Source organism: Myxococcus sp. CA039A (genome assembly GCF_013336645.1).
GTDB classification, from domain to species: Bacteria; Myxococcota; Myxococcia; order Myxococcales; family Myxococcaceae; genus Myxococcus; species Myxococcus llanfairpwllgwyngyllgogerychwyrndrobwllllantysiliogogogochensis.
On the sequence record NZ_JABUMQ010000318.1, the window covers coordinates 1 to 13,132 of the forward strand.

A 13,132-nucleotide genomic window follows, 5' to 3' on the forward strand; every position below is an offset into this window, starting at 1 on the left:
GTGTATAAGAGACAGAACGTCTCCCCCCGGAAGACGTCGAACGTCACGCCGTCCACCGCCTTCACCGCGCCGCGCGAGCGACCCAGCCAGCCCCCGCGCACGGGGAAGTGGACCTCGACATCCTTCGCCTGGAGGAGCGGCTCGGTGCTCATGGCGCGGGCACCGGATGATGGCAGGCCACAAGCTGCCCGCCCCGCTTGAGTTCGAGCACGGGCGTCACGCGAGCGCATGCCTCCTGGGCCCGCTCGCACCGCTCGCGGAACGCACAGCCCGACGGCAACCGCCCCAGGGCGGGCACCATGCCGGGGATGGCGCGCAGGCGACGCCGAGGCCCGGCTCGTCCCTCCTCCACCTCGCCCCCCAGCGCTGGAAGCGAGCGCAACAGGCCCGCCGTGTAGGGATGGGCGGGCCGGGCGAACAGCTCGCGCACCGGAGCGTGCTCCACCACCTTCCCCGCGTACATCACCACCACCGTGTCGCAGCTCTCCGCGACCACGCCCAGATCATGGGTGATGAGCATCACCGCCATGCCGCGCTCGGCCTGCAGGCGCTTGAGCAGGTCGAGGATCTGCGCCTGGATGGTGACGTCCAACGCGGTGGTGGGCTCGTCCGCGATGAGCAGCGACGGGTCACACGCCAGCGCCATGGCGAGCATCACCCGCTGCCGCATCCCGCCCGACAGTTGATGAGGCCAGGCGTCCACGCGCTCACCCGGCGCGGGGATGCCCACCTGGCGCAGCATCTCCACCGCGCGCTCCCGAGCCTGCGAGCGCGAGGCCCCCAGGTGGAGCCGCACGCCTTCGGAGATCTGCTCCCCCACGGTGAAGACGGGGTTGAGCGAGGTCATCGGCTCCTGGAACACCATGGCCGCATGGCGTCCGCGCACGCGCCGCAGCTCCTCGTCGGAGAGCTTCAGCAAGTCCCTGCCCTGGAAGAACACCTCGCCCGCCGCCACTCGCACGGGAGGTCGGGGCGCCAGCCGCAGCAGGGACAGCGCGGTGAGGCTCTTGCCACAGCCGCTCTCCCCCACCACGCCCAGGGTTCCGCCGGGAGGCACCGCGAAGGACACACCGTCCACCGCGCGCACCGTCCCCTCGTCCCTCGACAGCTCCACGGCGAGCCCTCGGACGTCCAGGAGGGGCCCGTCCCCCGAGGGCGACGCGCCGGGCGTCACTTCTTCGCCAGCTCCTCCAGGAACTCCACCTCCTGGATGATCTCCTTGCGGATGAGCAGGCGGATGAGGCTGGCCACCATGCGCGCGGGCTTCACCTTCTCCGTGTCCAGCACCGCCTCGTCGCCCCGGGACATGCGCTCCAGGTCGTCGAGGATGGCCAGATCATCGTCGGAGAAGTCAGGCGTCGGCGTGAGCGCCAGCGCGGGCTGCGAACCCTTCGCGGCCCCACCGAACATCACCACCGGCACTCGGGGCTTCTCCTCTTCGTCCGCCTCGAAGATGGGCGGAGGAGGCGGCGGTGGCCGAGCGGCCGGCTTCACGCCCAGCAGATCATCCAGCGCATCTCCCCCAGCCCCCGGCCGCAGGGCTTCCGCGGGCGGGGGTGGCGGCGTCCCGGGCCGACGGGCCGAGGGAGCCGCGGCGGCGGCAGGGGGTCTCGCTGCGGGGGGCTTCGGTGTCTCCGGCATCTCCCACTCCAGTGGCGTCCCCGCGGCGACGGGAGGAGGGCCGGAGCCATCCTCTTCGTACAGCGGCTCCGCCTCGACGATGTCCAGCGGCTCTCCCCGCGCCCGGGCCAGCGCGGCGTCCAGGTCGTCCGACGCGACGACGAAGACCCGCACCTGCTTGCGGAGCTGGAAGCGCAGCTCGTCCACCAACGTCAAATCCCCCGGGTCCTCCACGGCGACGTGGATGCGCTCGCTGCGCCCCTCCACTTCCATGCGGAAGAGCAGGACGCGATGCTCCGCCTGGAAGTCCAGGGACACCAGCGAGGCCACCGCCGGGGGAATCTCCTCGGGCAGCTCCACGAAGGGCAGCCCGTGTTGCACCGCCAGCGCCCGAGCCACATGCAGCGGCGCGCACAGCCCCTGCGCCACCAGCGTCTCGCCCAGCCGCAGGTTCCCCGGAGCGCCTCGACGCCCGAGCGCCACCCGCACCTGCTCCTCCGTCACCACCCCCGCCTCGACGAGCAGCTCACCAATCTTCTTGCGCATAAGGCCGGGCTACCGCTTGACCTTCGCGAGGTACTCGTCGCGGGAGAACACACCCTTCTCGATGAGCAGCTCCACCATGGCCTTGAGGGCCGCGACTTCCTTGCGCTGTACCTCTTCCACGCTGCGCAACAGGTCGGCCGGGCTGCCAGTGCCCGCCGTGCTGCGAGGGGCCTCTGGCACCGGCGGCGCGGGACGCGCGACTGGGGGCGCGGGCTTGGGCGCGGAGATGACCGCGGCGGCGGCCGGATCCAGGTCCTTCAGGTTCTTCACCACCGTGCGGCCCTGGGCGTCCACCACCTTGAAGTTGGTGTCCGCGTCCTCCAGCTCCATGTTCTCTTCGTACATGCGGGCGAAGGCCCGAGCGATGGAGGTGCGCCCCGCCACGTTGGGGATGATGCGGCACTTCGTCACGGCCCGAAGCTCGTCCAGCATCCGCATGTTGAGCGGATCCGACATCGCCACCACGAGCGTCTTGCCCTCGTCCCGCAGCTGCAACGGCAGCACGGAGAAGTCGCGGGCCGTCTGCGGCGGAATCTTGGCCTTCACATGCGGGGGAACCATCTGGACCGCGTCCAGGTTCACCGCCGGCATGCCGAGCTGCTTGGACAGCGCCCGCACCAGGATGTCCTCGGAGACGAGGCTCATCCGGACCAGGATTTCGCCGAGCTTGCCGCCCCACTTCGCCTGTTCGGCGAGCGCGGCCTTGAGCTGGCTCTCCTGGAGCACATTCGCCTTGATCAGCAGTTCTCCGAGCTTGATCTGTGCCATGTCGTGGGCGCCACTCTACCCGACTCCAGCCGCTGCGCTTCTTCTTCCGTGCCTGCCCGGTCAGGAACCCGGCACCGGGGGCGCCGGCGACTCGGGGGCACCGGCCGGCAGCTCCCGCCCCGAGTCATCCACCTCCACGACCTTGGCCCCCTCCGGGGGCGTCAGCTCGTAGAGCGTGAGGTCCGGCCGGCCATTGAGTTTGATCTGCTGGTAGCGAAGCTGGAGCTTCGTCCCCGCCTGCTTCGCGATGAGCTCCACCTTGCCCGGGAAGATGAGGTTTCCCCGCTCGAGGAAGTCGTCGAAGGCCAGGTCATAGCCGGGGACGCCATGCACCTGGCTCTTCACCACGCGCAGATACTTTGGGTGAACCTGGAGCACCTGGCGGGCCGTCCCCCGGTGGAGGGTGAGCACGTAGACGCCCTCCTTCGTGTCCAGCTCCAGCGTCATGCGCTCCGGAGGGATGAGGGGCACCTGGCCCAGCATGATGGCCACCAGTTCCTCGCCCGGCAGGACCACGGGCAGGAAGCGCGACACATTCTGCGGGCTCGCCGGCCCCTGGTAGTACGTGTGCGTCTCCGTCTGGTACAGGCCGAAGCGCGTCCCGTCCGCGACGAGGGAGGCGAGGGGCCGGTTGAAGAAATCGAACGTCTCCAGGTGCAGGAGGGCCGGGCGGGTGACGGAAAGGAACATCCCAATGGTGCCACTCTGCTGGGGAGACTCGACACGCAGCTTCGCGTCTCCCTCGAGGGAGACGACGTTGTCCTGGTTCCGCCGGACACGCTGATAGACGACCTCGGCGTCGGTGAGTTGCCCCTCCGGCCCGAACTCGATGCGCTTGGGGCAGGCCGAACAGAGCACTGCCAGGAAGATTGCGGCGGCTGCGCGGTTCATATCTCCTAGTCTGGGCCATGGCGCCCTGCCGGGTCACCCACCAATGAGCCTGAACGACATCCTGCATTACCTCCGCCTCGGCGGAGTCACCCTGGCCCTGCTGCTGCTGGCCTCCGTCGGCGCGCTCGTCGTGGCCGTCGAGCGCATCATCGCCCTCTGGGGGGTGAGCGAGCGCTCCCGCCTCCTGGGCGAGGCGGTCAGCAAGCACCTGCTTCGTGGCGACGTGCCAGCGGCCCGCACCGCCGCCGAGCGCTCCGACTCCGTCGCCGCCGACATCTTCCTCGCGGGGTTCGACCGCTGGGAGCGCACCCGCGGCTCAGGCGGAGCGGGCGTGGAGGCCGCCGTGGAGCGCGAGCGCGCCCAGGTGGGCCTCAAGCTGCGCCGCAACCTCTGGATTCTGGCCACCATCGGCTCGATTACGCCCTTCGTGGGCCTGTTCGGCACCGTGGCCGGCATCATGCGCTCGTTCAAGGACCTGGGCCTGGACGTGGAGGCCGGCGGCACCGGCGGCACCGGCGCGGTGATGACGGGCATCTCCGAGGCCCTGGTCGCCACGGCGGTGGGCATCCTCGTCGCCGTGCAGGCCATGGTCTTCTACAACTACTTCCAGGCCCGCCTGTCGCGCGTGCTGGTGGAGCTGCGGCTGATGGGCGACGAGTTCGCGGAGCTGCTCAAGGAGCGCGCCTCGGGCCTTCCTCCCGAGCCCGCGCCCCGCGTCGATTCACAGCAGCCCCCCACCTCTCCGGCGCGCGTCGACACGCAGCCCGCCTAGTCCCAGGGAACCGAGCGCCATGGCCATGGGCAAGACACCGGGGTCCGGTGACGAAGGCGAAGAAGGTGTCTTCGCCGAAATCAACATCACCCCGCTCACCGACATCTTCCTCGTGCTGCTCATCATCTTCATGGTGACCAGCTCCGTCATCGTCCAGCAGGGGCCCGGAGGAGGCGCCAAGTCGGGCCTCAAGGTGAACCTGCCCAAGGGCGGCGCCGCGGACGTCACCGCGCGCACCACGGACATGTCCGTCGCGGTGCTCGCCGACGGCCGCTTCGTGCTCGCCGGAAACGTCGTCAGCCAGGACGAACTCCAGAAGGCCTTCGACGCCGCCAAGGTGAAGGACCCGGACACCGTCGTCATCGTCCAGGCCGATGAGGGCGTCCCGCACGGCACCGTCGTCCAGGTGATGGAGCTGGCGAAGAAGGCGGGCCTGGGTCAGCTCGCCATCGGCGTGCGCGAGGGCGAGTAGCACCCTTCCCGTCACACGGCCGCCGCTGAAACACGAAGGCCACCTCGGGAGCGAATCCCCAGGTGGCCTCGGTGTTTCTGGAGGGCACCCCTCTGTCAGGGCGCCCCGTCAGACGATGTCGCGACTCAGACGGACGCGAACGCGGCGTCGGTGATCTCCATCGGGGAGGTGTCCTCGAGGGCGATGAGGCGCGCGGCCTGCTCCACGTTGGGCAGCACATTGCGCGCGTAGTACAGGGCGCTGTACTTCTTGCCCTCGTAGAACGCGCGGTCCGGGTGGTCCGCCGACAGCGCGCCCTGCGCCTTGTCCGCGATGAGCGCCGCGTCCAGGAGCAGCCAGCCCACGGCGACCTCGGACATCATGTTGAGGAAGCGGTTGGCGGACAGCGGAATCAGCGGGAACTTGCCGCCGTCCTGCGACCAGCTGAACACCGTCATCGCGCTGGACATGAGGGCCTCCTGGGCGCTCGCCAGCAGCTTCACGGCCTCGCCGTAGACGGCGTGCTCGCGGTGCGCTTCCACGAAGGCGCCCACGTCACCCATGAACTGCTGGAAGTGCATGCCACCGGCCTGCCCCAGCTTGCGGCCCACCAGGTCCATGGCCTGGATGTGGTTGGTGCCCTCGTAGATGGAGAAGATCTTCGAGTCGCGCGTGTACTGCTCCACCGGGTAGTCCTGGATGTAGCCGGCGCCGCCGTACACCTGGATGGCCTGCGCGCAGAGACGGAAGGACTGGTCGGAGCCGTAGGACTTCACCAGCGGGGTGAGCAGCTCCACCTGGCCCTTGTGGTAGGTGGCCGCCTCGTCGTCCTTGCCCGCCAGTTGCCGCGCCTTGTCCAGGTGCATGGCCAGCTTGATGATGAGCGCGCGGATGCCCTCCACGTGGGACTTGATGTCCAGCAGCATGCGGCGGACGTCCGGGTGCTCGATGATGGCGGCGCGCGGCGCGGTGGGGTCCTTCCACTTGGTGAAGTGGGAGCCCTGCTTGCGGTCCTTCGCGTAGTCCACCGCGTTGTAGTAGGCGGCCGACGCCAGCGCGACGCCCTGGATGCCGACGGCGATGCGCGCGCCGTTCATCATCTTGAACATCTGGCTCATGCCGACGTGCTCGACGGTGCCGACGAGCTCGCCCAGACAGCCGTCGCTCTCACCGAAGTTCAGCACACAGGTCGCCGAGCCGTTGATGCCCATCTTGTGCTCGATGGAGCCCACGGACACGTCGTTGGCCTGGCCGGAGCTGCCGTCCTTGTTGATGCGCAGCTTGGGGACGATGAACAGCGACAGGCCCTTGGTGCCGGGCGACGCGCCGTCGATGCGCGCCAGCACCAGGTGGATGACGTTCTGGGCCATGTCGTGGTCACCGCCGGAGATGAAGATCTTCGTCCCGCGGATGTTGTACGTGCCGTCGGCGTTGCGCCGGGCGGTGGACTTCGCCGCGCCCACGTCGGAGCCGGCGTGCGGCTCGGTGAGGCACATGGTGCCGCCCCACGTGCCGTTGAGCATGCGCTCCACGAAGAGGTGCTGCTGCTCCTTCGTCCCGCACTCGGCGATGACTTCCGCCGCGCCGAACGACAGGCCCGGGTACATGTTGAAGGCCGTGTTGGCGCCCGATAGCAGCTCCTCCACCGTCACCTGCAGCATCATCGGCGCGCCCTGGCCACCGTGCTCCGGGCTCACCGCCACCGTCTTGAAGCCCTGCTCGTAGAGTTTCTTCCACGCGTCCTTGAAGCCCGTGGGCGTGAGCACCGAGCCGTTCTCCACCCGACAGCCCTCACGGTCTCCCACGGAGTTGAGGGGCCCGAGCACCTCGCGCGCGAAGCGGTACGTCTCCGACAACACCGCCTTGGCCTCATCCGGACCCCAGGCGTCGTACGGGGCCTGACCGGCCACCTGGCCGAAGCCGAACTGCTCGAACAAAGCGAAGAAAATCTCTCGAAGGTCGGTCTTGTAGGTGTTGATGCCGGCGGACATGGCCACTCCTGCGTGACGGCTCGCTGCCCGCCTTCGGATGGGAAGGCCTCGGGTCAGCGGCGCGAATGAGACACAGGAAGTGTGGCGGCGACTGATTTTTGAGTCAACCCTGAATGACACCCTGCGTTGAGGGGCAGCCCAGGCCGCCCCTCACCGCAGGCCATGAAACCGCTACTTCTTCGCCTTCTTGGGCGAGGGAAGCGTCGCCGTCTTGGCAGCGGGCTTCTCCCGGGGGACGGTCTTCTTGGACGAGGCGCCGGTGCGGCGCTCGTCCGACTCGTCGGCCTCCTCGTCGACGGCCGAGGCCTCGCTCGAGCCTCCGCCCGTGGACGTGGTGGGGGTGGCGGCCAGGCTCTCCCGGGGCACTTCGATGACGATGGGGGACTGGCCGGAGCGCTGCCGGTTCTCGTCCTCCAGGGAGTAGAAGAGCTGAATCTGCGCGCCGCCCTTCATCACCAGCTCACCGCGCTGGTTCTCCGCCCACAGGTCGATGTCCACGAAGTAACGGCCCGCGGTGCCGTGGCGGTTGCTCACCCGGCCCTTGCAGACGACGGTGTCACCCGGCCACACCATCTTGATGAAGCGCACGTTGTAGCGCCGCATCTGCCCGCCCCGGGCCCAATCGCTGATGAGCTGGCCGAGCATGCCCATCACCAGCATGCCTGGGGCATACACGCTCGGCATGCCCACGCTCTTGGCGTAGAGCTCGTCGACGTGCACGGGGTTGTAGTCGCCAGAGGCGCCGGCGTACCGGGACAGCTGGACACGGTCCACCGGGGCCTTGGCCAGCGCCGGCAGCTCGTCTCCGACGCGGATGGACTCGAAGTAGAGCTTGCGCGCGGGCATCACGGGGTCTCCTTGGAGGCGCGGACCACCAACGTCCGGCGGGCTCGGAACACCAGGTTGCCTTCCTCGTCGCGGCCTTCATCCTCGATGACCGCGATGTCCATCTTGCCGGACATGCCCTGTCGTTCGGAGACGTCCGCGACGCGGGTGGAGACGTAGATGCGGTCCCCGGCGAAGATGGGCCGCTCGTAGTCAAAGCCCTGTTCGGCGTGCAGCAGGCTCTTGATGCCCACGCCGAGTAGCTCCCTCAAGTCCGCGGCCGAATGGAAGGACGCGGGAAACGTGGGAGGCGCGATGATGGTGGGATATCCGGAGGCCCGAGCGTACTCCTCGTCGTAGTAGATCGGGTTGTAGTCTCCGATGGCCTCCGCGAAGCGGCGGATGGCACCCTTCTCCACTTCGTTGAGCGTCGGCGGCGAGGCACGGCCGATCGCATTCTTGTCCAGCATTATCCCTCTCCTGACTCTAACGTCCGGCCGGAAGCTCGAGCACCGTGAGGAGCCCTGCTTCGGCGGCCGTCAAGCGTGGCGCGGCATTCACCAGCGCATTCGCGGTGGCCCGGTCGCCTGCCACTCCCCCCGGGATTTCCAACACCAAACGAGGATCCGCATCGATTTCAATGCGGTCCTTCGGGTCGTCAGCCCCCACGGCGATGGTCAGCTCCAGTCGAACCCGCTCCTGCCCGTCCTCCAACCCGACCACCGACTGGAACATGCCCGCCACCCGTCCCTTCTTCACGGCGAACGCACCGCCCGAGATGTCTTCCTCGGCGAACACGGGGGCTACCTCTTCTTCGTAGTCATCACAATCCAACCCCAGGCCCAGTGCCGCGAGTGCCGCCGACTCCACCAGCCCCACGTGGCCGAGCTGCTCACCATCCACCAACTCGAAGAACTCTTCCTCGGTCAGACCCGCGCCGACCTTGCGCTGCAGGGCCTCCCGGCGGGTGCGAGCGTCCACCACCCGCGTCACCGTCGCGCGCCGCACCGGGCCGCACACCTGCCCCGCCGTGGCCACCAGTCTGTCCAGAACGAAACCCGGGTTGACACCCGCTCCGACGATGGAGACCTCGGCGCGCTGAGCGGCGCGGTCCAGCTTGTCCGCCAGCTCCGGGTACTTCAGGTACGGGAAGGCGAGCTCCTCACAGGTGCTCGCGATGGGCAGGCCCAGCTTCAGCGCCGCCAGCAATTGGTCCATCACCGCCGGCAGTCGGGAGCCCGTGGCATGCAACAGCACCGCGCCCTTCCGGCGGCCCACGGCCTTCTCCAGCGAGTCCATCACCTTGACGCGCGGCGCGGGCCCTCCCAGCACGTCGCCCAACGGACGACCGACCAGGGAGGAGTGGGTATCCACGGCCCCAATCAATTCCACTTCCGGGCAGGACAGGGCAGCTCTGGCAATCTCCTGCCCGATGAATCCCAGCCCCATCACCACCACCGGCACCGGCCCTGCTGGGGCTCTAGCCATCGGAGATTGCTCCAGGATTCCAAGGGGTTAGCGTTGAAACGCAGCCTTGCCGCGCACCATAAATCACACCTTGGCGAGCAGGCAAGCATGACTTGGTTCTACCACTCTTGCACAAAGGAAGAACCTCCAAGGATTTCCGGGGCTTGCAGGCGCAAAACCTGCGGGGGGGCCCTGTTTGGGCGCACGGCAAGGCGTGTATAACGAAAGACAGGCCCGCGACCTCCCGGAGACCTCCAACATGGACCGCATCCTCGTGGTGGATGACGACGTGCTCATCCTCGCCGCGCTCTCCCGGATCCTCCAGACGGAAGGCTATGACGTCGTCACCTACAGCGACCCGGCCCTGGCCGCTCGCGAGGTGGGCTTCAGCGTCGTGCTGACGGACTTCATGATGCCGTACCTCAACGGCATCGAACTGCTGGGCGTGCTCCGGGAGAAGAATCCGAAGGCCGTGCGGTTGATGCTGACGGCGGCGGCGGACTTCCGCACCGCGTCCGAGGCCGTCAATCGGGGCGAGGTGTTCCGGCTGCTCGGCAAGCCCTGGTCGCTCAGCGAGCTGACGAGCAGCGTGCGGCAGGCCGTGGAGCACTACCGGCTGGTGGAGGCCAACGAGCGGCTGACGCGCGAGGTGGCGGACAAGAACGCGGAGCTGGTCGCCATCAACCAGGACCTGGAGCGTCGGGTGGTGGAGCGCACCACGGGCCTCCTGGATGGTCTCATCAGCGCGCTGGACTACCGCGACACGGAGACGCAGTGGCACTCGCGTCGCGTGGCGCTCTACTCGCGCCGGCTGGCGGAGGAGGTGGGGCTGGCGGGGGCCGCGCTGGACGTGGTGGAGCAGGGAGCGCTGCTGCACGACATCGGCAAGATTGGCGTGCGCGACTCCATCCTGCTCAAGCCCGGACCGCTGACGCCGGACGAATGGGTGGAGATGCGCAAGCACCCGGAGTTCGGCTACCGGATGATGGGCAAGATGCCCTACCTGCACGAGGCGGCGCTCATCGTCCTCCAGCACCAGGAGCGCTGGGACGGCAAGGGCTACCCCCAGCAGCTCGCCGGCGAGGACATCTGCATCGGCGCGCGCATCTTCTGCATCGCCGACACCGTGGACGCGATTACGTCGGACCGCCCCTATCGCAAGGGCCGGCCCATGAGCGTGGCCCGGGACGAGATTCGCCGCTGCTCGGGCACGCAGTTCGACCCGAACCTCGCGGACGCCTTCCTGCGCATCCCGGAGACGGAGTGGCAGCGCATCCGCAACCAGGTGGAGGCGCTGGAGGAAGAAGAGAGCCAGCGCTGGCGAAGCCACCCGCTGGGCCCCCAGGCACCGCTGACGCGCGCCAGCGGCGCCTGAAGCCACCTCACGGGGTGAGCGTCACCGCGCTGACCTCGCGGATGACGTCGCCTTCCAGCAGCGCATCCACCACGTCCAGACCCGACACCACCTCACCGAAGGCCGTGTAGCGGCCATCCAGGTGCGGCTGCGGCGCGTGCGTGAAGAAGAACTGGCTGCCTCCGGTGTCCTTGCCTGACAGCGCCATGCCGAGCACCCCGCGCAGATACGGCCGCCGGGTCATCTCGCAGCGGATGGAGTGGCCCGGGCCGCCCTCCCCGTCCCCACGCGGGTCTCCACCCTGCGCGACGAAGTCCGGCACCACGCGGTGGAAGGTGATGCCGTTGAAGTAGCCCTTGCGCGCCAGGGCAAACAGGTTGCCGGAGGTGAGCGGCGCCTCGTCCGCGTCGAGCCGCACGGTGATGTCGCCCTTGTCCGTGCGCAACACGAGCGCGGCGTCCCTGGGCGCGGGCTCCGGGCGGAAGGCGTAGGGAGGAAGCTCCACGCGCTCGGAGCGCACGGGCTGGCCGGTGAGCTGGGTGAGGGCCTCGGCGGCCACGCGGCGCACGTTGGCGTGCGGCAGCGTCAACCACTGCTTCATGCGCGCCTCGGTGCCCGGAATCTGGAGCGCGACGAGCGCACCGCCCACGGGGTCCGCGAGGTCCGGCTCGGAGGGCACGCGGTCGGCCAGCGCCTCCAGGTCCGGATGGGCCCCTGGAGCCTTCAGCTTGCCCAGCGTCGCGGCCGCGGCGCCCGCCACCACCAGGTCCTCGCTCCGCAGAAGCGAGCCCACCGCCGTCGCCGTCCGGAGCACCGGGCGCTCCGCGAGGACCTCCATCGCCGTGAGCCGCACGCGCGCCGACGGGTGGCGCAGGTAGCCCACCGCGAAGTCGGCGGGCGTCTTCTTCGGGGAGAGCGCGGCCTCACGCAGGCCCAGGGCCAGTCGGCGCTCGTCGGACACCCGGCCGAAGCCACAGTTCATCGTGTCCGCCACCATGCCGCGCTGACGGTCCAACGCCGCCGCCAGCCGGCAGTCGAGCCAGCCCAGGTCCGCGCGAGCCACCTCCGACGCCGCGCCTCGCTCCGCGTCCGCCAGCGCCAGCCGGAGCGACACGAGCAACGGCGCGCCGAACTCCGGCAGCCCCTGCTGCGCCAGGGCCAGCAGCGGGTGACCGTCCGCGGAACGCGCCAGCGTCTCCACGCGCGGCGCCGCGCCCGTGGGCATCGGCGTCTCCATGCCCCGCGCCACGCGCTTCGCTCGAGGCGCCAGGGCCTCCAGGGCCTCCAGCGGCGCGCAAGGCCCACCACACGTGGCCGCGAGCTTCGCGAGCGAACGCGCCGCCTCCGAGGCCACGCGAGGCACCGTGTCGTCCAGCAACCGGCCCAGCACCACCGCGTCCTCCGGGCCGCCCACATCGCCGAAGGCCTTCACACACAGGCCACGCACGTCCGCGTCCTCATCCGACAGACACGCGCGCAGCGTCGGCAGGCTCTCCGCGCGCTTCGCCGTGGCCAGGAGATACGCGCCGCCATACCGGGCCGCCACCGGCCGCCCCGCCGCCATCAACGCCTGCGCGGGAGCCAGGGGCACGTCCTTCACCACCGCGGCACCTCCACGTCGCGCCGCCACGCCCAGCGACAGCGCCGCCCGTCCGGCCGTCTCGACGTCGTCGCCCTGGAGCCGCTGGACGAGGCGCGCCAGCGTGTCCGTCGTCGCCAGACGCCCCAGCGAGTCGAGCTGGGCGGCACGCACCGCCGCGTCGCGCTCCTCCTCCTCGGCCACCAGCAACGGCGTCGCCAGGCTCGCCCGCTCGGCCTCCGTGAGCGGCTCCCAGGAGAGCGCCAGCTCGCCCACCGCGAAGGCGGCCTCACCTCGCACCAGGGCTTCGGAGTCCTTCAGTCCGGCGACCACGGCGCCCAGCGTGGCCACATCCTGGATGCGGGCCAACGCGCGCAGGGCCCGCGCCCGCACGCGAGGATCCGGAGCGCCCGTGACGAGCGCCACCAGCTGTCCGTCGCCCAGTGAGCGCCGGTCTTCCCAGTCCCGGATTCGAGCCATCACCTCCGCGTCGGGAGGGTCCACATCAGGGCCCGGCACGGAGCGGACACACCCGGAGACGAGGACGAGGAGGGCCAGACAGACGCTTGGGAGTCGGACGGGGCTCGGGCGGCTCATGCGCTGGGGCCTAGGCCAATTCCCCGCGAAAATCCAGGGGTTAGGCCGCATGCCGTTTGACACACCCGGCCCCGGGCTCCGAAGATGGGTGTTCGCATCTCTCAGCAGGAGCGCTGGTCCTGAACTGCCCTGGCTGCGGCTCGAAGGTAGCCGCGAACGCATCCATCTGTTCTGTTTGCGATTACATCATCGACACCTCGTTCCTCTCCGCGGAGCCGCCTTCCGACAACGACGAGGAATCCACGGGCGCGAGCGAAGACCCTCGCCCCGC

At 69.5% G+C, this 13,132-nt stretch carries 12 protein-coding genes and 1 pseudogene; 3 read left to right on the forward strand and 10 right to left on the reverse strand.

The genetic code is table 11. The features are described 5' to 3' along the window. The 5 genes and pseudogenes from HR086_RS48905 to HR086_RS37575 all read right to left on the reverse strand — a co-directional run. Positions 1–152, reverse strand: a pseudogene (locus HR086_RS48905) (peptide ABC transporter substrate-binding protein); the annotation flags it as partial. Further along, positions 149–1,174, reverse strand: coding sequence for an ABC transporter ATP-binding protein (locus HR086_RS37560; RefSeq protein WP_174468038.1), 1,026 nt, complete (start codon positions 1,172–1,174; stop codon positions 149–151). The pseudogene HR086_RS48905 and the gene HR086_RS37560, both read right to left, overlap by 4 nt. Beyond that, positions 1,171–2,166, reverse strand: a complete 996-nt coding sequence (locus HR086_RS37565) for a general secretion pathway protein GspE (protein WP_141643265.1) — start codon at positions 2,164–2,166, stop codon at positions 1,171–1,173. The genes HR086_RS37560 and HR086_RS37565 overlap by 4 nt, the downstream gene beginning before the upstream one ends. Positions 2,167–2,175: 9 nt before the next feature. Further along, entirely contained in the window at positions 2,176–2,934 is a 759-nt protein-coding gene (locus HR086_RS37570) for a general secretion pathway protein GspE (RefSeq protein ID WP_141643264.1), read from the reverse strand. Between the two features lie 60 nt (positions 2,935–2,994). After that, complete coding sequence (locus tag HR086_RS37575) at positions 2,995–3,825, reverse strand: DUF4292 domain-containing protein (protein ID WP_141643263.1); 831 nt, start codon at positions 3,823–3,825, stop codon at positions 2,995–2,997. Positions 3,826–3,868: 43 nt separating this feature from the next. Between HR086_RS37575 and HR086_RS37580 the strand changes: the two genes are divergently transcribed. Both HR086_RS37580 and HR086_RS37585 read left to right on the forward strand, forming a co-directional pair. Beyond that, entirely contained in the window at positions 3,869–4,597 is a 729-nt protein-coding gene (locus HR086_RS37580) for a MotA/TolQ/ExbB proton channel family protein (protein WP_141643262.1), read from the forward strand. A 19-nt stretch (positions 4,598–4,616) separates the two neighbouring features. Then, positions 4,617–5,069, forward strand: coding sequence for a biopolymer transporter ExbD (locus tag HR086_RS37585; RefSeq protein WP_141643261.1), 453 nt, complete (start codon positions 4,617–4,619; stop codon positions 5,067–5,069). Between the two features lie 125 nt (positions 5,070–5,194). Here HR086_RS37585 and HR086_RS37590 read toward each other — a convergent pair whose 3' ends face one another. The 4 genes from HR086_RS37590 to HR086_RS37605 all read right to left on the reverse strand — a co-directional run bounded on the left by HR086_RS37590 (position 5,195) and on the right by HR086_RS37605 (position 9,352). Then, positions 5,195–7,039, reverse strand: a complete 1,845-nt coding sequence (locus HR086_RS37590; protein WP_141643260.1) for an acyl-CoA dehydrogenase — start codon at positions 7,037–7,039, stop codon at positions 5,195–5,197. Positions 7,040–7,210: 171 nt separating this feature from the next. Next, positions 7,211–7,885: a MaoC family dehydratase gene (locus tag HR086_RS37595; RefSeq protein WP_141643259.1), complete on the reverse strand. Its 675-nt coding sequence runs from the start codon at positions 7,883–7,885 to the stop codon at positions 7,211–7,213. Further along, positions 7,885–8,334: a MaoC family dehydratase N-terminal domain-containing protein gene (locus tag HR086_RS37600; protein ID WP_141643258.1), complete on the reverse strand. Its 450-nt coding sequence runs from the start codon at positions 8,332–8,334 to the stop codon at positions 7,885–7,887. The genes HR086_RS37595 and HR086_RS37600 overlap by 1 nt, the downstream gene beginning before the upstream one ends. 16 nt (positions 8,335–8,350) lie before the next feature. Further along, on the reverse strand, positions 8,351–9,352 hold the full coding sequence (locus tag HR086_RS37605; RefSeq protein WP_141643257.1) for a dihydrodipicolinate reductase: 1,002 nt from the start codon (positions 9,350–9,352) through the stop codon (positions 8,351–8,353). Positions 9,353–9,590: 238 nt separating this feature from the next. Here HR086_RS37605 and HR086_RS37610 point away from each other — a divergent pair, with 238 nt between their 5' ends. Continuing rightward, entirely contained in the window at positions 9,591–10,706 is a 1,116-nt protein-coding gene (locus tag HR086_RS37610; protein WP_141643256.1) for an HD domain-containing phosphohydrolase, read from the forward strand. A gap of 7 nt (positions 10,707–10,713) precedes the next feature. On the opposite strand, the gene HR086_RS37615 is transcribed toward HR086_RS37610, so the two are convergent. Next, complete coding sequence (locus HR086_RS37615) at positions 10,714–12,783, reverse strand: peptidylprolyl isomerase (protein ID WP_373564404.1); 2,070 nt, start codon at positions 12,781–12,783, stop codon at positions 10,714–10,716. Positions 12,784–13,132: the final 349 nt, after the last annotated feature.